Here is a 22,456-nt window from a genome sequence, read left to right as displayed (position 1 = left end):
CTGCTCCTACGTCCACCACAGCAGGGCATCGCCCGGAAGGCCTCGACGAGTGGTCCGTACGGGTGACCCGCGGCGGTCTGGGGGGGGAAACGAAAAAACCCCGGAGCGATTTGGCTTCCGAGGGAGGGGGAGCGATATATTGGATTCTTCGCGCCTGTTTTTCGAGAGCAGCGCGAAGCAGTCTTACGAGGACACTATATCGGGTCGGGAGTGGAATTGTCAACCACGGAATTCCGTAAAGAGCAGCAATTCGTCGACGGGCTCTACGCACGTCTCGACGACCTGCGTGAGCAGGCCGAACGTGCCGTGCGTGAGGCCCTCGCCAAAGGTGCGGGCAACGGTTTCCAGGCACGTCTGGAGCGCGACGTCCTGGTCGCTGAGCAGTCCGGGCTGCTTTCCGCCCTGAACTCCGGGGAGAACGGCCTCTGCTTCGGCCGGCTCGAGTTCTCCGACGGCCGCGACCACCACATCGGCCGTATCGGCATCAGGCAGGACGACGCCGACCGCACGCCCCTCGTCCTGGACTGGCGGGCCGACGCCGCCCGCCCCTTCTACCTCGCCACCGGCCACCACCCGATGGGCCTGCGCCGCCGCCGGCACATCACCACCCGCGACCGCGAGGTCACCGCCCTCCACGACGAGATCCTGGACCTCGCCGACCCGGAGCGCACCGGCCTCGAAGGCGCGGACGCCGACGCCGTGCTGCTCGCCGCCCTCGACGCGGCCCGCACCGGCCGCATGCACGACATCGTCGAGACCATCCAGGCCGAGCAGGACCGCATCATCCGCTCCCCCCACCAGGGCGTCCTGGTCGTCGAGGGCGGCCCCGGCACCGGCAAGACGGCCGTCGCCCTGCACCGCGCCGCCTACCTGCTGTACGCCCGGCGCGAGCTGCTCGCCAGGCGCGGCGTCCTGATCGTCGGCCCGAACCCCGCCTTCCTCGGCTACATCGGCGAGGTCCTCCCGGCCCTGGGCGAGACCGGCGTACTCCTCGCCACCATCGGCGAGCTCTTCCCCGGGGTGACGGCCGCCGGCACCGACAGCCCGGCCGCCGCCGAGATCAAGGGCCGCGCCGGGATGGCCGACGTCCTCGCCCGCGTCGTCGCCGACCGCCAGACCCTCCCCGAGGCGCTGCCCGCCGCAAGCGGCGAGGACAACGACCTCGTGCCCGAGCCGGCCCTGGAGATCGACCACGACGGGTACGGCACCCTGCTGCTCGACCGGACCATGGCCCACGCGGCCCGCGACCGTGCACGGTCCACGGGCCTGCCGCACAACCTGGCCCGCCCCTACTTCGCGTTCTCCGTCATCGACTCCCTGACCGACCAGCTCGCCGACCGGCTCGGCGCGGACCCGTTCGGCGGCCCCAACCTGCTCGGCGCCGACGACATCGCCCAGCTGGGCAAGGAGATCGCCACCAGCGCGGACGTGCACGCCGCGATCGACGCCCTGTGGCCGCCGCTCACCCCGCACGCTCTCGTCGCCGACTTCCTCGCCGATCCCGCCCACCTGCCGCAGGAGGAGGCCGCACTGATCCGGCGGCCCGTGACCGGCCCCGGCGACTGGACGCCCGCCGACATCCCCCTCCTCGACGAGGCCGCCGAACTCCTCGGCGTCGACGACAGCGCCCGGCGTGCCGCGCAGGAACGCGCACGGCAGGAGCGGATCGAGTACGCGCAGGGCGTGCTGGACCTGTCGGCCGGGTCGGAGTCGTACGAGTTCGAGGACATGGAGAACGAGTACCTCGCCGCCCACGACATCATCGACGCCGAACGGATGGCCGAGCGGCACGAGGAGGCCGACCACCGCAGCACCGCCGAACGGGCGGCCGCCGACCGCACCTGGGCCTTCGGGCACGTCATCGTGGACGAGGCGCAGGAGCTGTCCGCGATGGCGTGGCGGCTGCTGATGCGCCGCTGCCCGACCCGCTCCATGACCCTCGTCGGCGACCCCGCCCAGACCGCGGAGGAGGCCGGCTGCGGCTCGTGGGCCCAGGTGCTGAAGCCGTACGTGGGCGACCGGTGGGAGCTGGTCCGGCTCGGCGTCAACTACCGTACGCCGGCCGAGATCATGGACGTCGCCGCTGCCGTGCTGCGGGCCCGCCACCCCGGCTTCGAGCCGCCGCGGTCGGTGCGGTCCACCGGGCGCCGGCCCTGGCTGCGGCCCGCCGGCGGGGCCGGGGGCGGCGGGCCTGCGGACCTGGCCGAGCAGGTCGGGGAGGCGGTGCGGCGGGGTACGCCGGCCGAGGGCCGGCTCGCGGTGATCGCCCCGCGGGGGCTGCACGAGGCCATCGCGGACCGTGTGCCCGGGGTGCGGGCCGGAGCCGAGCCCGACCTCACCCGCAAGGTCGTGCTGCTGGAGCCGCGCCAGGCCAAGGGCCTGGAGTTCGACTCAGTGGTCGTCGTGGAGCCCGCCGACTTCGCGCCCAGCGACCTGTACGTCGCCCTGACGCGCGCCACACAGAGCCTCGGGGTGATCCACGGCGGGCGGCTGCCGGAGGGGCTGGCGGAGGCCCTGGAGGCCGCGGGGTGAGCGGTGGGCGGCGGTCGGCCCTGCCGCCCGCCGCCCCGGCCCGGGGTTGCGCAGACCTCTGGCATGAAGCAGTGAATCAGTGCTTCAATTCTTCGCATGCCCTACCGCCGCCCCCCGGCCGTGCAGGCCCGCCTCGACGCCCGCCGCGACCGCGTCCTGGAAGCCGCCGTCCGCCTGCTGTCCCGGGAGGGGTACACCGGCTGCTCCGTCGCCGCCATCGCCGCCGAGGCGGGCATCTCCACCGGCAGCGTCTACCAGGTGTTCTCCGGCAAGTCCGAGCTCGCCGCCGCCCTGTTCCGCACCCTCGTCGCCCGCGAGGTCGAGGCCGTCGCCGCGGCGGCGGACCGCCCCGGCACCGCGGCCCAGCGGGTGGCCGCCGCCGCGGAGACCTTCGCCGACCGGGCGCTCCAGGCGCCGCGACGGGCGTTCGCCCTGCTCGCCGAGCCGGCCGACCAGGCCGTCGAGACCGAGCGCCTGGTCTTCCGCCGCGCCTTCCGCGACGTGTTCGCCGCCCGCATCGCCGAAGGCGTCGCGGGCGGCGAACTCCCCCCGCAGGACCCCGACCTGACCGCCGCCGCCCTTGTCGGAGCGACAGCCGAGGCGCTCGTCGGGCCCCTCGCCGACGGGGACGCGGCCCCCGGCGACGTCGTGCCCGCCCTGATCACCTTCACCCTGCGTGCCCTTGGAGGACACGATGCCCCGGACGCATGAGGTCACCAACCAGGTCCCGCCGCACCACGGCTACGACGCCGCCGCCGACCCGGCCCTGCTGGAGGCCGTCGACCGCGAGGGCGCGGACTGGGCCCTGCCCGAGATCCACCGGCTCGGCGTGCTCGCCGGCTCCGAACAGGCCGCCGAATGGGGGCGCCTGGCCAACGAGAACCCGCCCGTGCTGCGCACCCACGACCGCTACGGCCACCGCATCGACGAGGTCGAGTTCCACCCGCACTGGCACGAGCTGATGCGCACCGCCGTCGCCCACGGACTGCACGCCGCACCCTGGACCGAGGACCGCCCCGGCGCGCACGTCGCACGCGCCGCCAAGTTCATCGTCTGGAGCCAGGTCGAGGCCGGGCACACCTGTCCCGTGTCGATGACGTACGCCGCCGTCCCGGCGCTGCGCACGACGCCCGCGCTCGCCTCCTGGCTGGAGCCGCTGCTCGGCTCCCGGACGTACGACTTCGGACTGCGCCGGCCCGACACCAAGGCCGGGCTGATCGCCGGGATGTCGATGACGGAGAAGCAGGGCGGCTCCGACGTGCGCGCCAACACCACGACGGCCGTCCCGGCCGGAGACGGCATGTACCGGCTCACCGGGCACAAGTGGTTCACGTCCGCGCCCATGTCGGACGTGTTCCTGACGCTGGCGCAGGCCCCGGGCGGACTGTCCTGCTTCCTGCTGCCGCGCGTGCTGCCCGACGGCAGCCGCAACCGGATCGCGCTCCAGCGGCTCAAGGACAAGCTGGGCAACCGGTCCAACGCGTCCGCGGAGATCGAGTACGAGGACGCGTCCGGGTGGCTGGTGGGGGAGGAGGGGCGCGGGGTCGCCACCATCATCGAGATGGTCAACACGACCCAGCTCGACTGCGTCCTCGGCGGCGCATCGGGCATGCGCCTCGGCACCATCAGGGCCGTCCACCACGCCACGCACCGGCGGGCCTTCGGCAGGGCGCTCGTCGACCAGCCGCTGATGCGCAACGTCCTCGCCGACCTGGCACTCGAATCGGAGGCCGCCACCGCGGCCGCGCTGCGGCTGGCCGGCGCCACGGACCGGGTGGCCGGCGGGGACTCCGACGAGGCGGTACTGCGCCGGATCGCCCTGGCCGTCACCAAGTACTGGGTGTGCAAGCGGGCACCCGGGCACGCCGCGGAGGCGCTGGAGTGCCTGGGCGGGAACGGCTACATCGAGGACTCCGGCATGCCGCGCCTCTACCGTGAGGCGCCGCTGTCCTCCATCTGGGAGGGCTCGGGGAACGTCGCGGCGCTGGACTCGCTGCGGGCGATGTCCCGGCAGCCGGAGACCGTCGAGGCCTTCTTCGCCGAGGTCGGGCTCGCGGCCGGCGCCGACCGGCACCTGGACGCGGCCGTCGCCGGACTGCACAAGCAGCTCGCCGACCCGGCCGAGGCGGAGTACCGGGCCCGGCAGCTCGCCGAGACCATGGCCCTCGTCTTCCAGGCCGCGCTCCTCCAGCGCCACGCCCCCGGGGCCGTGGCCGACGCGTTCTGCGCCTCCCGACTGGGCGGCGAGCACGGAGGGGCTTACGGGACGCTGCCCACGGGGGTGGACGTCGAGGCGGTCCTGGAGCGGGCGCGGACGGAGGGCGCAGGGGGCTGAGGCGCCGGTCCGGCGGGGGCGCAACCGGGGGAGGGGATCCGTACGTCTCCACCGCCGACGGCGGCACGGCGGCGGCAGCGGCGACAGGGGACCGGCATGGGACGCGGGCGCGGCGGGGCGGGGCGGAGAGCGGCCGCCGTGGCGGTGGCGGCGGCAGTGGGTGTGACGGGTCTCGCGGCGTGCTCCCCCGAGGAGGAGCCGGTCGCGCCGCCCCCCGCCTCCTCCCCTTCCGCTACTCCGCCGTCCGCGCCGGCGTCCGCACCGCCGCCGGCCCCGGCGACGCCCGCCGTCCGCGCGGGGGTGCCCTGGCACCTCGACCGGCTCGACCAGCGCACCGGCCCCCTCGACGGCCGGTTCGCGGCGGGCACCGACGGCAGCGGGGTCCGCGTGTACGTCCTGGACACGGGCCTCGATCTGAAGCACGCCGAGTTCGGCGGGCGGGCCGTCCTCGGCGCCGACTTCGTCGGCGACCCCGACGCCGGGGACTGCCACGACGGCGGCGGCCTCGGCCACGGCACGTTCGTCGCCGGCATCATCGCAGGCCGGACGTACGGGGTCGCTCCCGGCGCGGAGCTCGTCCGCGTGCAGGCCCTCGCCTGCGAGGGAGGGAAGCGGGCCGGGCGCGCGCAAGGACGCCGGCCCGTCCGCCGGCCCGTCTTCCGGTCCGACAGCGGAAGCGGCCGTCATCAGGGCCGTGGAATGGGTCGCCGCCCACGCGCGGCGCCCCGCCGTGGTCAACATGTCGCTCAACCTGGCAGAGCGGTCCGCCGCCCTGGACGCCGCGGTCGAGCGGCTGATCGCCTCGGGCATCCCCGTGGTGGTCTCGGCCGGCAACTTCGCCGACGACGCCTGCGCCCACTCCCCGGCCGGGGCACGGGGCGCGATCGTCGTCGCCGCGTCCACGCGCAGCGACCGCCACTGGACCGACGGCGGCAGCCACGGCTCCGGACACGGGGCGTGCGTGGACCTGTACGCTCCGGGCGCGGAGATCACCTCGGCGCTCGCCGGCGCCGGCGCCACGACCGCCGACGCCGCGGCGACCTCCTGGGCCGCCCCGCACGTGGCGGGCGCCGCCGCCCTCCACCTCGCCACCCACCCGTCCGCCACCCCCGCCCAGGTCCGCGCGGCACTCCTCGGCCGGGCGGTCCGCGACGCACTCGGCGACGTCCCCGCCGGAACCCCGAACCGGCTGCTGCACACCAGGGGCCTGTGACCCGGGCCGGGGTGCCGTTCCGGGGCGGTGATGCGCGGTGGAACGGCGCGGCGCCACCACCCGGGGCCCCGGCCGGCCCTACTGTCTGCCGCATGGCTGAGACCTTCGACCACAACCCGCAGGTATGGACCGCCGGACGGCTGCGCGAGGCGCTTGCCGCTCTTCCCGACGAGACCCCGATCCACATCGGCGTCGCGGACAGCCCCGGCGATTTCGACAGTTACGGCGACCACGTACTGGTGGCCGCCGAGCCGGTGGAGCTGGAGATCGGCGGAGAGGCTTTCGTGCAGTTCACCCTCTTCGCCGATGCCCTGGCCGGCGTCTACCACCGCGAGGTGGAGTGACGGTGCCGGGTGCGGGCCCGGGTGCGGGCCCGCACGCCGTCCTTCGACGGGAAGAGCCGGGCCCGGCGACGTAGCCTGGTCTGAACGCCCGCCCGCACACCCGGGGAGGCGGCGCATGACCGACCCGTCCGGATTCCTGCACACCGCACGCAGCCCCGTTCCGCCCCGGCCCGCCGAGGAGCGGCTCGGGGACTGGCGCGAGGTGTACGCCGGGCAGGTGCTGCTGCCCCTCGTGTCCGCCCAGGCCAACCGCTGCATGGACTGCGGGGTGCCGTTCTGCCACGGCGCGTGCCCGCTGGGCAACCTGATCCCCGAGTGGAACGCGTACGCCGCCCGCGGGGACTGGCGGGCGGCCTCGGACCGGCTCCACGCCACCAACAACTTTCCCGAGTTCACGGGGCGCCTCTGTCCGGCTCCCTGCGAGGACGCGTGTGTGCTGGCGCTTGAGGGCGCCCCGGTGACCATCAAGAACGTCGAGCAGGCCATCGCCGACCACGCGTGGGAGAGCGGGTACGTCGGCCCGGCGCCGCCCGGCAGGCACAGCGGGCGGAGCGTGGCGGTGATCGGTTCCGGGCCGGCCGGGCTCGCCGCGGCGCAGCAGCTGACGAGGGCGGGGCACACCGTCGTCGTCTACGAGCGCGACGACCGGGTCGGGGGGCTCCTGCGGTACGGCATTCCCGCGTTCAAGATGGAGAAGTCGCACCTGGAGCGGCGGATCGCACAGATGCGGGAGGAGGGCACCGTCTTCCGCACCGGGTGCGAGGTGGGGGGCGGGGTGGATGCGGCGGAACTGCGTCGGCGCCATGACGCCGTCGTCGTCGCCGTCGGGGCCGGGCAGGCCAGGGATCTGGACGTCGGGGGGAGGGAGCTGGCGGGAGTGCACCAGGCGATGGAGTACCTGGTGTGCGCCAACCGGGTGGGGGAGGGGGACGCCGCCGAGCCGCGGATCACGGCCGAGGGGCGGCGCGTCGTCGTGGTGGGGGGCGGGGACACCGGGTCCGACTGCGTCGGGGCCGCGCTGCGGCAGGGCGCCCTGTCGGTCGTGCAGATCGACATCAACCCCGAGCCGGGGAGCGGACGGGCCGGCCATGAGCCGTGGCCCGTGTACCCGAAGGTGTACCGGATCTCGCATGCGCACGAGGAGGCCCGCGGGCGGCAGGGGGCCGACCCGCGGCTGTTCGCCCTGGCCACGCTGCGGTTCGAGGGCGACGCCGGCGGGCGGGTACGCGCCCTGCACCTGACCCGGGTCGAACCGCAGGACCGCAGCCCCGTCCCGGGGACCGGGCAGGCCGTCGAGGCCGAACTGGTCCTGCTGGCGCTCGGCTTCTCGGGACCCGACCGTGCTTGCGGTCTGGAAGGGCAGCTGGGGCTGGTACGGGACGGGCGCGGCGCCTTCGCCCGGGACAGCGGGTTCGCGGCGCCCCGTGCGGAGGGGGTGTTCGTCGCCGGCGACGCCGGGCGCGGGCAGTCCCTCGTGGTGTGGGCGATCGCCGAGGGGCGGGCCGCGGCCGCCGCCGTCGACTCCTATCTGACCGGGCGGACCGAGCTGCCTGCGCCGGTGCGTGCCGACGACCGGCCACTGACGGCCTGACCGGCACGGCACAATCATCGGGTGACCGAAGACCCGTATGTGTGGCTGGAAGACGTGGAAGGCGCGACCGCGCTGGCGTGGGTCGCCGAGCGGAACGCCGAGACCGCCGCCGTGCTCGCCGCCGACCCCCGGTTCGACGCCCTGCGGGCCGAGCTGCGGGAAGTCCTCGACGACGCCGAGCGGATCCCCTACACCGTCCGCCGCGGCGGACACCTGTACAACTTCTGGCGCGACGCCGGCCGCGCCAAGGGCGTGTGGCGGCGCACGACCCTGGAGCAGTACCGCAAGGACGAACCCGCCTGGGAGATCCTCCTCGATGTCGACGCGCTCGCCGCGGCCGAGGGGGAGGAGTGGGTCTGGGCCGGCGCGTCCGTGCTCCGCCCCGAGTACCGGCGCGCCCTGGTGATGCTCTCCCGGGACGGCTCCGACGCCGTCGTCGTGCGCGAGTTCGACCTGGAGCGGCGGGAGTTCGTCGAAGGGGGCTTCCGGGTCGCCGAGGCGAAGACGCGGATCGGCTGGATCGACGAGGACACCGTCTTCGTGGGGACGGACTTCGGGCCCGGCTCGCTGACCGCGTCCGGATACCCGCGCACCGTGCGGCGCTGGCGGCGCGGCACCCCGCTGGAGGACGCGCAGACCGTGTTCGAAGCGGAGGCCGGCGACGTGTCCGCCTCCGCCTGGCACGACCCGACACCCGGCTACGAGCGGTCCTTCGTCTCCCGTTGCACGGACTTCTTCCGGTACGAGGTCCACCTGGTCGACGGGGAGCGGCTCGTGCGGATCGACGTGCCCGACGACGCCGGGAAGTACGTGTGGCGCGAGTGGCTCGTCGTCACCCCCAAGAGCCCGTGGCTCGGACAGCAGGCCGGGTCGCTGCTCGTCTTCGACTTCGAGGCCTTCCTGGCCGGCGACCGCACGCCGCAGGTGCTGTTCGCGCCCGACGGGCGGACCGCTCTCGCCGGGCACTGCTGGACCCGCCGCCACCTGGTGCTGGACACCCTCGCCGATGTCGCGACGCGGTTGGAAATCCTCACCCCCGGGCCCGGCGGGTGGAGCCGGCGGCCGCTCGCCGAGGTGCCGCCGCTGTCGTCGGCCGCGATCACCGACACCGACGCGCACGCCTCCGACGAGTTCTTCCTCGACGTGTCCGGCTTCCTCCAGCCGTCCACCCTCACGTACGGGCACATCGGCGCCGACTCGGAGGTGCTCAAACAGGCCCCCGCCCGCTTCGACACGTCCGGCCTGGCCGTGCGGCAGTTCTTCGCCCGCTCCGCGGACGGCACCGCCGTCCCGTACTTCGTCGTCGGCCCCGAGGAGCAGGACGAGCCCGGGCCCGCCCTGCTGTACGGGTACGGCGGCTTCCGCGACCAGCAGACGCCCGGCTACGACGCCGTCACCGGGCGCGCCTGGCTCGCCCGCGGCGGCACGTACGCCGTCGCCAACATCCGCGGCGGCTCCGAGTACGGGCCCGACTGGCACCGCGCCGCCCTCGGCGCCGACCGGGTGCGGGCCTTCGAGGACTTCGCGGCCGTCGCCGCCGATCTCACCGCCCGCGGCATCACCGCCCCGAGCCGGCTCGGCATCACCGGCGCCAGCAACGGCGGCCTCCTCATGGGCGCCATGCTCGTCCGCAACCCGGAGCTCTTCGGCGCCGTCGTCGCCCGCGTGCCCCTGCTGGACATGCTCCGCTACCACCGGCTGCTCGCCGGCGCCTCCTGGACCGCCGAGTACGGCGACCCGGACAACCCCGCCGACCGCCCCCACCTGGAGGCCATCTCCCCGTACCACAACCTCGCCGCGGACCGCCCCTACCCGCCGGTGCTGCTCATGACCTCCACCCGCGACGACCGCGTCCACCCCGGACACGCGCGCAAGGCCGCCGCCCGGCTCCGCGCGCTCGGCCACCGCGTCCTCTTCCACGAGAACACCGGCGGCGGCCACAGCGGCGCCTCCGACAACGAGCAGGCCGCCGCGAACGAGGCGCTCGCCTTCACCTTCCTCTGGCAGCACCTGGGGGAGGCCGCCGCACCCTGACCGAAAACCCTTTGCCGGGGCGCCTGGGCGTCACCCACGATGAACGGCTGTGAGTACCGCCTTCCTGTCCCGGCTCGTGCCCGACCTCGCCCCCTGGCGCTCCAGCCGGGACTTCCGCACCCTGTTCTTCCAGGGTGCGATCACCTTCTTCACCTCGTTCATGGCGATGATCGCGCTGCCGCTGCAGATCAAGCACCTGACGGACTCACCGCTGGCCGTCGGAGCGATGGGCGCGGTGGAGCTCGTCCCGCTCGTCGTCTTCGGCCTCTACGGCGGCGCGCTCGCCGACGCCCTCGACCGGCGGCGGCTCATCATGCTCAGCGAGGCCGGGCTCGGCGTGCTCGCGCTGCTCCTGCTCGTCAACGCCCTGCTGCCCGAGCCGCTGCTGTGGCCGCTGTACGTCGTCGCCGCCGGGGTCTCCGCGCTCGCCGGGCTCCAGCGGCCCGCGCTGGACTCGCTCATGGCGCGGATCGTGCCGCACGAGCAGATGACCGCGGCCGCCGCGCTCAACGCCCTGCGCTACCAGATCGGCGCCATCGCCGGGCCCGCCGCGGCCGGCATCGTCGTCGCCTCCGCGGGCTACGCCGCCGCGTACGCCGTCACCGTCGCCGGCTTCGCCGTGTCCGTCCTCCTGTGCACCCGCCTGGCGCCCGCCCCGCCGTCCCCCGGAGCGGAACGGCCCTCCCTGCGCGGGATCGCCGAGGGCGCCCGCTACGCGTGGAGCCGCCCCGTGCTCCTCGGGACGTATGCCGTGGACCTGGCGGCGATGTTCCTCGCCTTCCCCCACACGATCTACCCCTTCCTCGCGGACGAGCTCGACGCCGTGTGGGCGCTCGGCCTCATGTACTCCGCGGGCGCGGTCGGCTCCCTGCTGCTCGGCATGACCAGCGGCTGGACCTCCCGGATCCGCCGGCACGGCCTGTTCGTCGTGTGCGGCGCGGCCGTCTGGGGCGGGGCCATCGCCGCCGCCGGGCTGTCGGCGGACATCTGGCTCGTGCTGCTGTGCCTGGCCGTCGCCGGCGCCGGCGACATGCTCAGCGGGCTCGGCCGCGCGACGATCTGGAACCAGACCATTCCGGAGGAGCTCCGCGGACGCCTCGCCGGCATCGAGGTCCTCTCGTACAGCGTCGGCCCCCAGCTGGGCCAGGTCCGCGCCGGCGCCATGGCCGGCTGGACCGGCACCCGCTCGGCGTTCTGGGGCGGCGGGCTGCTGTGCGTCGGCGCCGTCGCCGCCCTGACCGCCCTGCTGCCCTCGCTGGTGACGTACGACTCCGAGACCGACGAGGACGCACGGCGGCGACGGGCAGCCCGCGAGGCCGGCGCGGCGGAGGAACGCGAGGCCGGCACCGCGGCCTGAACCCGGCCTTGCGCGCCCCGCACACCGGCGCACGCCGGTGGCAAGGGGCGCATGCAGGGCTGATGCGCCGCAGGGAGCCAATCGAAGGGACTTCGCCCGGACATCCGGACCATTCGTTGCATCCGCCGCATTGCGTACCTATGGTCCACAGGCGTTCGACGTTGGCTTCCCACGCGACCACCGGAGGTCCGTATGCCCGTCCGCACATCCCCCATGATCCTGGCGGCCGCCGCGCTGCTCTCCCTCGGGCTGCCGGCGGTGGCCGCGGACGCGGCCGAGGAGGCGACCTGCTTCGGCCGCACCGCGACGATCACCGGCACCGGGAAGATCACCGGCACGGAGGGCGATGACGTCATCGTCGGGTCGGCCGCGGCGGACACCATCGACGGGCTCGGCGGCAACGACCTGATCTGCGGTCTCGCCGGCGACGACACCCTGGCCGGAGGCCTCGGCAACGACCAGCTGGACGGCGGCGAAGGCTCGGACGTCGTACGCGGCGACCTGATCGGCACCCGGACGGACGTGGAGGGCGGCGGCAACGACATCGTGTTCGGCGGCCCGGGCGACGACCGGCTGGGCGGCGACAGCATCGCCTTCGGCGCCAGCGCCTCGGGCGGCGGCAACGACATGCTGTTCGGCGGCGACGGCAACGACGCCATCATCGGCGACAGCCGGGGCGGCATCCAAGCCTCGGGCGGCGGCAACGACGTCCTCGACGGCGGCGCCGGCGACGACGAGCTGACGGGCGACTCCTCCGCGGAGGGCACCGCCACCGGCGAGGGCAACGACGTCCTCATCGGCGGCCCCGGCAAGGACACCATCATCGGCGACAACGTCTCGGGCCACGCCGCCCGGGGCCGCGGCGACGGCGCCTCGCCGGCCCCGGCCGCGTCCCCGGGCCGTCCCTCCCGCCCGGCCTCCCCCGCGCCGGCGAACCCCGCGGCCCCCGCCCCCGACCCGGCAGCCGACGCGGCGACGGGCGGCAACGACGTCATGGACGGCGGCGACGAGGCAACCGACTCCTGTGACGGCAAGGGCGGCTCGGACGTCGCCCTGGCCTGCGAGACGACTGCGAACGTCCCGTAGGGCGCCGTCGGCCCCGACCCGCCGCAGGGGGGCGTCCCGCCGGACGGCCGGTGGGACGCCCCCCTGCAGCCGGGGCGGTCAGGGCTGTCGGCGGAGGCATTCGATCTGGTAGTCGCCCGTTTCCGGGTCGATCGTCACGCCGTGGGCCTCGCTGTGGAAGCCCGGGAACGTGCGGTCGAATGATTCCAGGGCGCGGAGGTAGCGGAGCAGGGGGCCCGTTTCGGTGCCGGTCGACTCGCCGGGCATCAGGACCGGGATGCCGGGCGGGGTCACCGTCACCATGGCCGCCGCCACCCGGTTCGCGGCGTCGGCCAGCCTGACGCGCTCGGTGCCGCCGCGGATGAGCTGCTGGTAGCAGGCGCGGGGCGGGGCGACCGGCTCGGGCAGCTCCTGGAAGGCCGTGTCCAGGGCGGTGATCAGCTCGGCGTGCGTGAGGTGCTCGTGCATGCGGGTGCACAGGCCGCGCAGGGTGGTGCCGGCGTAGGGCCTGGGGAACTGCCCGACCAGGTCCGGCAGGACCCGGTCGAGCGGCGCGTCCGCGTCGTGGAGCGCCTTGAAATCCATGAGGGCGTCCATCAGGGTGCCCCACTTGCCCTTGGTGATGCCCATGGAGAACAGCACCAGCGCGGTGTAGCTGTCGGTCTTCTCCACCACGATGCCGCGCGCCGCCAGGTACGCGGTGAGGATGCGGGCCGGGATGCCCCACTCCTGCGTCTCCCCGGTGGCGGTGACGCCCGGGCAGGTCAGGGTCACCTTGACCGGGTCGAGCAGGCAGTAGCCTTCGGTCAGGTCGCGGAAGCCATGCCAGGCGGCGCCGGGCTCCAGGTGCCAGCAGCTCGGCTCGCGGCTCAGCAGCGCCGCCGGTGCCTCGGCGAACGGCAGGCGCTCGCCGGTGGCCGGGTCGGTGACGGTGTCCGGCTGCCAGACGCCGAAGAACCAGTCGGGCCGGTCTCCGGCGGCCGCGATCCGCCGGCCCGTGCGCACGACGGCCTGCCGGAACCGGATCGCCTCGGTCACCGCCTCGTCGACCAGCCACTGCCCCTGCGGCCCGTCCATCATTGCTGCCGCCACGTCCAGCGAGGCGATCGCCGGGTACAGCGGGGACGTCGTCCCGTGCATCATGAACGCCTCGTTGAACCGCTCGTGTTCGACGGGTGCCCGCGGCGCCGACCGCACGTGCACCATCGCGCACTGGGACAGCGCCGCCAGCAGCTTGTGGGTCGACTGCGTCGCGAACACAGTGGGCCGCTCGGGCCCTTCGACGGAGTCCGGGAAGGTGTCCGGGCCGACGGCCATGCCGTACCGGCCCGCGTACAGGGGATGGAAGCGTGCGTACGCGAACCAGGCCTCGTCGAAGTGGAGGCGCGGTGTGCTCGGGGCGAGGGCGCGGGCGGCCGCGACCGTGTCGTAGCACAGCCCGTCGTACGTGGAGTTCGTCAGCACCGCGTACTGGGCGTCCCGCGAGAGCGCCCCGGTGGTGAGCGGGTTCGCGGCGATCCGCGCGGCGACCGCCGCCGCGTCGGTCTCGGCCGGGGGGAGGGGCCCGGCCAGCCCGTAGCCGTTCCGGGTCGGCACCAGGTAGACGGGGCGCGCGCCGGAGATGACCAGGCCGTGCAGCACGGACTTGTGGCAGTTGCGGTCGACGAGCGCGATCTCGTCCGAGGTGACGCTGTAGTGGCCGACCATGCGGTCCGCGGTGGAGTCGCCGTGCAGGACGAAGTAGGTGCGGTCGGCGCCGAAGATGCGGGCGGCGTTCCGCTCGGCCTCGCCGATCGGCCCGTTGTGCTCGAAGAGCGACCCCAGCTCTCCGACGGAGATCGACAGGTCGCTGCGGAAGAGGCGCTCGCCGTAGTAGTCGAAGAACGCCCGGCCGGCCGGGGACTTCAGGAAGGCGACGCCGCCCGAGTGGGCCGGTGTGTGCCAGGAGTACTCGTGCGCGTCGTCGAAGCGGCGCAGGGCCTTGAAGAACGGGGGCAGCAGGTCCCGGTGGTAGTTCCGGGCCGCGGTGCCGACGCGCCCGGCGATGAAGGACGGGGTGTCCTCCAAGGGCCAGATGTAGCCGACGACGGCCTCGGAGACCCACAGGGGCAGCCGCTCCAGGTCCTGGTCGCACTCGTCGGCCATGACGAGGAAGACCGGCAGGTCCTTGAAGCGGCGCCCGATGTGGCGCAGCACCTCGCCCCCGCCGCCCGCCTCGGCGGGAGCGCCGGCCCCGCCCGGCAGGTCCCAGGCGATGACGGCAGCGCAGAGGCCCGCCTCCGTGCGGAGTGCGGCCCGGGCGTCGGCTGCGGTGGCCGCCCACCGCAGCTCCAGGCCCTCGTTCTCCAACTCCTTGCCGATGCGGCGGATCTGCTCGGCGCTGACGCCGCCGCCGAGGGGGTTTTCACGCAGTGCCAGCAGGACCGTGCCGTTCGCCATGGGCGTCCGCTCTCCGTGGGGTGTGCCGATTGTCTGAGGTGCGACAGTGTTACGGCTCGGCGGCACCGGCCGCTGCCCGCCTGCGGAGCTTCACCCGCAGGTGGGCGCGTTGGACGGCGGCCTTGACGGGCAGGCTCGGCGGCCCGGTTCAGCGGCGCGCGGCGGCGTGTGCGAGGACGGCGCGGACCTCGTCGGCGATGGCGGTCTCGTTGTCCTCGAACTCGGGCCCGGTCAGCGCCTGGGGGTCGGCGGGCAGCCCGGTGAGCACGGGGGTGTGGAGGTGCCCGCCCGGCAGGTGCGGGCGCAGCACGCCGCGCAACCGGTTGCTGCGGTAGGCGACTTCGTTGGACAGGTAGCCGCCGCCTCCGCCCGCGACGGCCCGGGAGCCCGCGGTGGGCCCGTCGGTGCGGTCCACGGGGGCGGTGGCGCCCGCGGGGATCTCGGTGACCGACGGGTTGAGGCGGACCGGGTACGGGCTCTGCACGGCCGCCGTGACGGCGCCGGCGGGGAGGGTGGTGCGGATGAACTCGGGGCCCGGGCCGAGGCCGGGGGCGGTCACCGGGTGTTCGCGCGTTCCACCCGACAGGGCGCGGGTGTTGTCGGGGTACGGGTCGGCTGAGCGGTTGCGGCCCGCCCAGTCCTCCAAGGTGAACTCGCCCGGGTAGCCCTGGCTGACCGTGGTGATGGCGTCGGCGCCGCCGGGGCCGACGGCCAGGCGCGGCGTGAAGGCGCGCTCGACGATGCCGGCGTCGAAGTCGGCGTAGCGGACGGGGAGTACGACGGCGCGGACCTCGGCGGCGCTGCCGTCGGCGAGGGTGATGCGGCGGCCGTTGAGGCGGAGCGCGGCGGACCCGGAGGGGTTGGCGCGGCGTATCTCCCCGTCGAGTCCGAAGGGGTCGAAGCCGCTGATGAACACGCGCCGCACGCCCGGTGCGGAGCGGAAGGCGTTGTCGGCGAGTCCGCGCGAGGCGTCCTCGAAGCGGGTGCGCAGCGCAGCCCGGTCGACGGCGAACTCCGGTTCCCAGCGGGCGAGGTGCGCCGTCATGGCGACGCGGGCCCAGTACAGCGGGCGGTCGTCGCCCGAGGCGAGGCCGCCGCCCGGCCGCCGGCCCTGTGCGCGGTGGACTGCCGCCTCCCACAGGGCGGTTCCCCAGGCGTCGAGCAGCCGGCCGGCCTCGGCGGGGCCGCGGGCCGAGCACAGGGCGGCGGGGAAGCGGGCCGTGAAGGCGCCGAGGCCGCCGCCTTCGACGAGGGCGGCGGTGCGGGGGTCGGCGAGCCGGGCCTGTTCGGCGTCCAGGGGTGCGGCGGGGGAGGTGCGGCACGAGTGCGTGGCGGAGCCGTCCGCGTGGGCGGGGGAGGCAACTGTGGTGGAGGCGAGGGTCGCGAGGAGGGCCGCGGCGGACGCGGCACGCCGTAAGGACATCATGCGGTGTGACATTACATAGAGCGTGCCGCCGCTCACCAGACACCCGTGTCCCACCCGCACGTTCGTGCCCATGGATCCGGACACCGCCCACGGGCGGGTGAATCGGGCTGGTACGCGGCGGATTGGTATGAGATGGGCCGCGCACACCCGCTCACTCGATGGGAGACCCACATGAAGATCCGCACCATGGCTGCGGCAGCCTGCCTGGCCGTCTGCGCCACGCTCGGCGGGGTCGGATCCGCCGTCGCGGACAGCACGGCGAACGGCGCGGCCATCGGCTCGCCGGGCATTCTCTCGGGCAACGTGGTCCAGATCCCGATCCACATCCCGATCAACCTGTGCGGCAACAGCATCAACCTGGTCGGTGCGCTGAACCCGGCGGCCGGGAACGTCTGCGTCAACTCCTGACGCGGTGCGGTGGGCGGTGCCGCCGACAGGCTTCGGCGGCACCGCCCCCGCGTGTCCGGCGGTGCCGGGCGCGTCACGCCGCAGGGGGCGTCGCCGCCGGTCCGCCCCCGCCACCGGCCAGCCCCTCCGTCACCTGCCGCGCCCGATCACCCCGCGGTACCAGGCGTACGAGTCCTTCGGGGTCCGGCGCAGCGTCGCGTAGTCGACGTGGACGAGGCCGAACCGCTGCCGGTGGCCCTCCGCCCACTCGAAGTTGTCGAGGATCGACCACACGAAGTACCCGCGGACGTCGACCCCTTCCTCCATCGCCCGGTGCAGCGCCCGCAGATGGCCGTCGTGGTACGCGATCCGGCGGGCGTCCGCGACCCGCCCGGTCACCGGATCCGGCCCGTCCCCGTACGAGCAGCCGTTCTCCGTGACGTACAGCGGCGGCAGGCGGCCGCCGTAGCGGCGGTGCATTCCGGTGAGGAGCTCCCGCAGGCCGTCCGGGACCACCGGCCAGCCGAAGTCGGTCCGCTCGTACCCCTCGATCTCCTCCAGCGCGAAGGGCAGTTCGGGCGGCAGCTCGACGCCGGCGTACGAACTCCCCTCCGTGCGAACGGCGTCCGCCGGCCGCGGGGCGCCGACGCGCACCGGGTTGTAGTAGTTGACGCCGTACCAGTCCAGCGGGGCCGAGATCGTCCGCAGGTCCTCCGCGACCGGGCCCGGCATCATCGAGGCCAGGGCCTCGTCGGGGTAGCTGCCGGTCAGGACCGGGTCGGCGAACATCCGGTTCGTCAGCAGGTCGTACAGATCGGCCGCCGCCCGGTCCTCCTCGCCGTCCCCCGCCGCCCACACGGGGCTGTGCGAGGCGGCGATGCCGATCCGCTGCGCCCCGGCCGCGCGCAGCGCCTGCACGCCGAGGCCGTGGGCCAGCAGTTGGTGGTGGGCCGCCGGGAGGGCGCCGAAGAGGAGCCGCTTGCCCGGCGCGTGCTCCCCGATGCCGTAGCCGAGGAGCGTGACCTCGGCGGGCTCGTTGACGGTGATCCACATCGGAACCCGGTCGGCCAGCCGCTCGGCGACCACCGAGGCGTACGCGGCGAACCGCTCGGCGGTGTCCCGGTTCAGCCAGCCGCCGCGCTCCTCCAGCGCCAGCGGTGTGTCCCAGTGGAAGAGGGTGGGGGCGGGCGCGATGCCGCGGGCGCACAGCTCGTCGACGAGCCGGTCGTAGAAGTCCAGCCCCGCCTCCTCGACCGGGCCGCGGCCGTCGGGCAGGATCCGCGGCCAGGAGACCGAGAACCGGTAGGCGCCGACGCCGAGCCCGGCCATGAGGGCAACGTCCTCGCGGTAGCGCTCGTAGTGCCCGCAGGCCGTGTCCGCGAGGGTGCCGTCCTTGATGCTGCCCGGCCGGCGCGTGAAGGCGTCCCAGACGGAGGGGCCGCGGCCGTCCGCGGCCGTCGCCCCCTCCACCTGGAAGGCGGAGGCCGATACGCCCCACAGGAAGTCGGAGGGGAACTCCGGCAGCGGCGCGGGCCGGGAGGCGGGGACCGGTGCGGGGCGGGGGCCGGGCAGGCGTGCGGTCATACGGGGCTCACTTCGGTCGCGGGGGTGCGCAGGGCCGCCGGGGCGGTGCGCGCGTGCGGTGGCGCGGAGCGGTGCTGCACCGACTCTTCGCCGCGGGGGGCCGCCCTGTCAACGGAAAGATGAACACTTCTCAACTTCGGTGCGCCGGCGGGACCCGCGGCCGCTACGAGGCGGCGGCCCGGGCGCCGATCCCGGACAGCTCCAGCGCCCGCAGCATCGCCGGCAGGTCCCAGTCGTCGTCGTGCGGGCTCTGCGCCCGCTCCGCCAGCTGCTCCAGGTCCTCCGGCCGGAGCCGGTAGCCCTCCGCCGCGGCCAGCAGCTCCTCCCCGACGGCGCGCGCCACGCCCAGCTCCCGGTGGATCTCGTCGCCGGCGAACCGCCCGATGCCGCAGTCCAGGCCGTCGTCCTCCAGCGTCTCCGGATAGGGGGCGCGGGCCCAGGCACCGGCCTCGTACCAGTACACGCAGCCCAGCTGCGCCCCCTCCAGCAGGTCGTCCAGGGTGGCGCGGGGCAGCCAGCCGGGGGCCCCGGCGAGCATGTCCACGGCCGGCTCGTGCCACTTCACACCGCTCGACTCGTCCTCGCCGTACAGCGCGTAGCGCCCGCCGCCCAGCGGCTGGTACGTCCACCAGGTGCAGCCGCCGTCGTCGAGGTGCAGGCCCCCGGCGTCGACCCACGTGCCGGAGCGGTGGACTCCGAGGCCCTCGTCCTCGGTCGACGCCTGCAGGACGGCGGCCAGTGCCCACCGCGCCCACAGCGCCTCCGCTGCGGGCAGGTCCCCGGGACGCCCCGGCCGGTGAATCGTCATGGGTGGAACTCCTCCTGTCGGCGCCGGCTCCCGCCGGCATGATCACAACCACCCCTGAGGACTGCTCCGGCGGTCGGCCGGTTCCCTCCGCCACGGGGCCGGCGCCGGGGAACTGCCGTGCGGGCGTGCCTCCCTCAGCGGGCCCGGCCCGCCCCCGGGCCGGGCCGCCGGGGCGTCCAGCCGAGCTGCGCCGTCGCCTTGGCGTGCGAGACGCGCAGCGCCGTGTCGAGCATCAGGTCGCCGAGGTACGGGACCGCGCGGCGCAGCAGCCATCCCGGCAGGCGCGGCGACCGCCGGCCGCCGCGCGCGAGGCCGGCGGCCTCGCCCCACGTGGCGGGCGCGTCGTCGACGATGTTGTACGCCTCTCCCGCGCCCCCGTGCTCCAGCGCGGCCACCGTCGCGGCGGCGGCGTCCTCGACGTGCACCCAGGACATGACACCGCCTCCGCCGACCGGTACGGGGACGGTGCCGCTCGACGGGTCCGGGTCGAACCAGGTGCCCGGCCCGTGGAAGACGCCGTACCGCAGGGCCGTGCCGGCGACGTGCCGGGCGGCGAACACGCGGCCCTCGACGGCGGTGAGCCCGTCGACCACGTGGTCGGAGACCGTGCCGCGGAGCACCCCGAACGGGTCGCGCTCGGTCAGCATCCGGTCGCCGTGGTCGCGGTAGCCGTAGCCGGTGACCAGGGACTGCGCCACGAAGCGGGTGGCGCCGAGCACGCCGGCCGCCTCCAGCAGGTGCTCGGTGCCCGCGGCGCGCAGCACGTTCGACGGGTCGTCGGCGGTCAGGGTCCGCTTCGGCGCCTTGAGCGCGGTCAGCTGGTGGACCACGGCGTCGGCGGTGCGGCCCTCGACCGCGCGCAGCAGGCCCTCCCGGTCGAGCGCGTCGGCGTGCACCGGTTCGGCCCCGAGGCCGCGGACGCGCTGCGCCGAGGCCTCGGACCGGGCCAGCGCCAGCACCTCGTGCCCTTCCGCGACCAGCATGCGGGTCAGGGGGCGGCCGATCGCCCCGGTCGCACCGGCCAGCAGCACCTTCATCGTTCTCTGCCTCCTCCGCGGCACCGGGGCGTCCGGCCCCGGCCGTGCCGCGCTCGCACGGTTGCCCGCGCCGCTCCGTGTGTCGCGTCGCGGCGCCTCTCCGCACTCCGGACCGGGCGGCCCGGCCGTTCGTGACAGCCGGGCGCACCGCGGTCATGTGACGTGTGCCACACCGGGCGGCTGGACGCGACGTCGGCGGCCGGCGGCCGGCCGCGGGTGTCACACCATCGGATGGAATCACCGCCCGCTCGGGTGGAACACGCCGCGGCGGCCCGGCGGCGCCGCCCCGGACGTGCACAGTGGGGGCCCGCCCCACCCCCCACCCGACAGAAGGGCCGCACCCTATGCCGTTCGCGACGGGCGTGCTCCCCGCCGTGCTGTCCGCCGTGCTCGCCGCGGCACCGTCCGCCGCGCCGCAGGCCCTGCCGTCCCCGGCCCCGCCGGGCGCTGCCGCCGGTCCGGCGCCCGGCGCCGCGGCGGCCCCGTACGACGGGCAGCCCCTGCACCCGACCGCCCTGTTCGGGGTGAAGTCCCCCGACCGCGCGGCCGCCCAGGAGTTCACCGTCGACAGCAGCCGCATCACCCGCGTGAGCGTCTACGTGGGCAGTGCGGCCGCCACCGGCAGCATCACCGCGCAGATCCGCCGCGACAAGGCCGACCCCGCGTCCGCCCTCGCCTCCCGCACCGTCACCCTCGCCTCCCTGGGCGGGGCGGGCGCCGGCTGGCTGGAGTTCCCCCTGAGCGCGGACGTCACCCCCGGCACCACCTACCACCTGCACCTCCAGGCGACGACCGCCGAGAGCGGCAACATCGCCTGGTACGGCACGAAGAACGCCGTCCCCGGCTCCCTCACCAGCTGGAACCACGACCGCGCCTACTGGGGCGGCTGGCACGCCGACCCCACCCGGCTCGCCTTCCACGTGAACCCCTCCGACGGCGAGCGCTGCGGCGAGACGGAGCCCTGCTACGTGCCCGCCACCGCCCTCGCCGCCCGCACCGCCGGCCTGCTCTCCAACGGCACCGCCGTCGAGGCCGTCGCCCCCTCCTTCGCGGTCGGCGCCTCCTACGTCGAAGGCAGCAGCGTGCTCCGCCTGCCGTCCGGCCGGTGGCGGCACCTGCCCGACGGGGCGACCGCCTCGGTTGTCGTCCCGGCCGGGGACCCCGGCGCCCGCGCACAGATCGAGGAGAGCCGCGCCTGGCTCGCCTCCGGCCGCGTCCCGGGCGCCGGCACGCCCCGGCAGGCCGCCGCGGAGCGCGCCCTGCTCTCGATGCGCGCGCTGCTCCGGCCGAACGGCGCCTTCGCCGCGGGCTGGGCGCCCGCCTGGGAGTACTCGTGGCCGCGCGACGGGGCGTTCGCCGCCGTCGCGTTCGCGGCCACCGGCCACGACGAGGAGGCGTACCGGATCCTGCGGTACGACGCCGCCACACAGCGCCCGGACGGCACCTGGGAGGCCCGCACCAAGCTCGACGGCAGCGGCCCGCCCGACGCCCGGGCCTGGCAGCTCGACGGCAGCGGCTGGGTGCCGTGGGCGACGTGGCACTGGCACCGGCAGGCCCCGGCCGCGGACCGCGGGGCGCGGCTGCGGGTGCTGTACCCCATGGTGCGCAAGGCCGCCGACCACGCCGCCGGCTCGCTCGGCGCGGACGGGCTGCCGCCCGCCTCCCCGGACTACTGGGAGCTGGGCACCGACAGCCCCAACATCGGCACCGCGGCCCCGCTGCTCGCCGGCCTCAACGCGGCAGCCGACCTCGCCGCCGGCCTCGGCGAGACGGGCGACCGGGACCGCTGGGCCGACGCCGCGCGGAGGCTCTCGGCGGGCATCGCCGCCTCCTTCGCCCCGGGCGGCTACCCGCGCACCGCCGACGGGCGGCACGGCCGCGACAGCGCCGCCGCGTTCATGGCGCCGCCGGTCAACGACGCCCCGCCGGGCCTGGCCGCGGCGCTGGACTCCACCCACCAGGCCCTGCTGCTGCCCAACGGAGGCCTCTCCCCGGGCAACGACCCCGGCTTCAGCTGGGGTTCGTACGCCTGGACCGCCAGCACCTCCTTCTTCGCGGTGGCCTGGGCGCACACCGGCGAGGGCGCCAAGGCGGACCGGGTGCTGGACTGGGTGCTGTCCAAGCGGAACGGGCTGGGCGAACTCCCGGAGACCGTCAACGGATCCGGCCGGCCCTCGGCGGTGGTGCCGCTCGGCTGGACCGGGGCGCTGCTGCTGATCGCCGCCCTCGCCCGGGACGGCGCCCCGCTCCCGGCGCCGCCGCTGCGGCCGTAGCGGCACGGGAGGGCGCCGGGCCCGGGAGGGC

Annotated in this window: 16 protein-coding genes and 1 pseudogene; 12 read left to right on the top strand and 5 right to left on the bottom strand. The window is 75.4% G+C overall.

Going from position 1 to position 22,456, the window contains the following annotated elements:
* Positions 1-216: 216 nt before the first annotated feature.
* From C0216_RS17995 to C0216_RS17955, 10 genes and pseudogenes are all read left to right on the top strand, one after another.
* The gene (locus tag C0216_RS17995) at positions 217-2,532 is read left to right on the top strand and encodes a HelD family protein (RefSeq protein WP_114056275.1); all 2,316 of its coding nucleotides are present in this window, start codon (positions 217-219) and stop codon (positions 2,530-2,532) included.
* Positions 2,533-2,628: 96 nt separating this feature from the next.
* Complete coding sequence (locus C0216_RS17990; RefSeq protein ID WP_114056274.1) at positions 2,629-3,243, top strand: TetR/AcrR family transcriptional regulator; 615 nt, start codon at positions 2,629-2,631, stop codon at positions 3,241-3,243.
* The gene (locus C0216_RS17985) at positions 3,227-4,867 is read left to right on the top strand and encodes an isovaleryl-CoA dehydrogenase (RefSeq protein WP_114056273.1); all 1,641 of its coding nucleotides are present in this window, start codon (positions 3,227-3,229) and stop codon (positions 4,865-4,867) included. The genes C0216_RS17990 and C0216_RS17985 overlap by 17 nt, the downstream gene beginning before the upstream one ends.
* 96 nt (positions 4,868-4,963) lie before the next feature.
* Positions 4,964-5,407 (top strand): annotated as a pseudogene (locus C0216_RS35375) (S8 family peptidase); the annotation flags it as partial.
* A gap of 154 nt (positions 5,408-5,561) precedes the next feature.
* Entirely contained in the window at positions 5,562-6,080 is a 519-nt protein-coding gene (locus C0216_RS35075; RefSeq protein WP_281277944.1) for a S8 family serine peptidase, read from the top strand.
* Positions 6,081-6,172: 92 nt separating this feature from the next.
* Complete coding sequence (locus tag C0216_RS17975; RefSeq protein WP_114056272.1) at positions 6,173-6,424, top strand: DUF6225 family protein; 252 nt, start codon at positions 6,173-6,175, stop codon at positions 6,422-6,424.
* Between the two features lie 115 nt (positions 6,425-6,539).
* Entirely contained in the window at positions 6,540-8,015 is a 1,476-nt protein-coding gene (locus C0216_RS17970; RefSeq protein WP_114056271.1) for a glutamate synthase subunit beta, read from the top strand.
* Positions 8,016-8,036: 21 nt separating this feature from the next.
* Positions 8,037-10,049 carry a prolyl oligopeptidase family serine peptidase gene (locus C0216_RS17965; RefSeq protein WP_114056270.1) on the top strand — a complete coding sequence of 671 codons (2,013 nt, stop codon included), beginning with the start codon at positions 8,037-8,039 and terminating at the stop codon, positions 10,047-10,049.
* Between the two features lie 49 nt (positions 10,050-10,098).
* Positions 10,099-11,406 (top strand): MFS transporter, encoded by a 1,308-nt coding sequence (locus C0216_RS17960; protein ID WP_246042601.1) that lies wholly within the window; start codon positions 10,099-10,101, stop codon positions 11,404-11,406.
* Positions 11,407-11,598: 192 nt separating this feature from the next.
* Positions 11,599-12,492 carry a calcium-binding protein gene (locus C0216_RS17955; protein ID WP_114056269.1) on the top strand — a complete coding sequence of 298 codons (894 nt, stop codon included), beginning with the start codon at positions 11,599-11,601 and terminating at the stop codon, positions 12,490-12,492.
* A 78-nt stretch (positions 12,493-12,570) separates the two neighbouring features.
* Here the strand turns inward: C0216_RS17955 and C0216_RS17950 are convergent, their stop codons facing one another.
* Both C0216_RS17950 and C0216_RS17945 read right to left on the bottom strand, forming a co-directional pair.
* The gene (locus tag C0216_RS17950) at positions 12,571-14,910 is read right to left on the bottom strand and encodes an Orn/Lys/Arg decarboxylase N-terminal domain-containing protein (protein WP_114056268.1); all 2,340 of its coding nucleotides are present in this window, start codon (positions 14,908-14,910) and stop codon (positions 12,571-12,573) included.
* 148 nt (positions 14,911-15,058) lie between these two features.
* Entirely contained in the window at positions 15,059-16,348 is a 1,290-nt protein-coding gene (locus C0216_RS17945; protein WP_162793255.1) for a pyroglutamyl peptidase, read from the bottom strand.
* A 159-nt stretch (positions 16,349-16,507) separates the two neighbouring features.
* Here C0216_RS17945 and C0216_RS17940 point away from each other — a divergent pair, with 159 nt between their 5' ends.
* On the top strand, positions 16,508-16,744 hold the full coding sequence (locus tag C0216_RS17940; RefSeq protein WP_174250418.1) for a chaplin: 237 nt from the start codon (positions 16,508-16,510) through the stop codon (positions 16,742-16,744).
* A gap of 129 nt (positions 16,745-16,873) precedes the next feature.
* Here the strand turns inward: C0216_RS17940 and C0216_RS17935 are convergent, their stop codons facing one another.
* The 3 genes from C0216_RS17935 to C0216_RS17925 form a co-directional block, all read right to left on the bottom strand.
* Entirely contained in the window at positions 16,874-18,307 is a 1,434-nt protein-coding gene (locus C0216_RS17935; protein WP_114056265.1) for a GH1 family beta-glucosidase, read from the bottom strand.
* A gap of 163 nt (positions 18,308-18,470) precedes the next feature.
* Positions 18,471-19,115, bottom strand: a complete 645-nt coding sequence (locus C0216_RS17930) for a hypothetical protein (protein ID WP_114056264.1) — start codon at positions 19,113-19,115, stop codon at positions 18,471-18,473.
* 134 nt (positions 19,116-19,249) lie between these two features.
* Positions 19,250-20,152, bottom strand: a complete 903-nt coding sequence (locus C0216_RS17925; RefSeq protein WP_114056263.1) for an NAD-dependent epimerase/dehydratase family protein — start codon at positions 20,150-20,152, stop codon at positions 19,250-19,252.
* Between the two features lie 344 nt (positions 20,153-20,496).
* On the opposite strand from C0216_RS17925, the gene C0216_RS17915 reads away from it, so the two are divergent.
* Positions 20,497-22,425 carry a choice-of-anchor R domain-containing protein gene (locus tag C0216_RS17915; protein ID WP_162793254.1) on the top strand — a complete coding sequence of 643 codons (1,929 nt, stop codon included), beginning with the start codon at positions 20,497-20,499 and terminating at the stop codon, positions 22,423-22,425.
* The last annotated feature ends 31 nt before the right edge of the window (positions 22,426-22,456 follow it).

Source organism: Streptomyces globosus (genome assembly GCF_003325375.1).
Classification (GTDB): domain Bacteria; phylum Actinomycetota; class Actinomycetes; order Streptomycetales; family Streptomycetaceae; genus Streptomyces; species Streptomyces globosus_A.
This window is presented reverse-complemented; position numbering and strand designations above follow the sequence as displayed.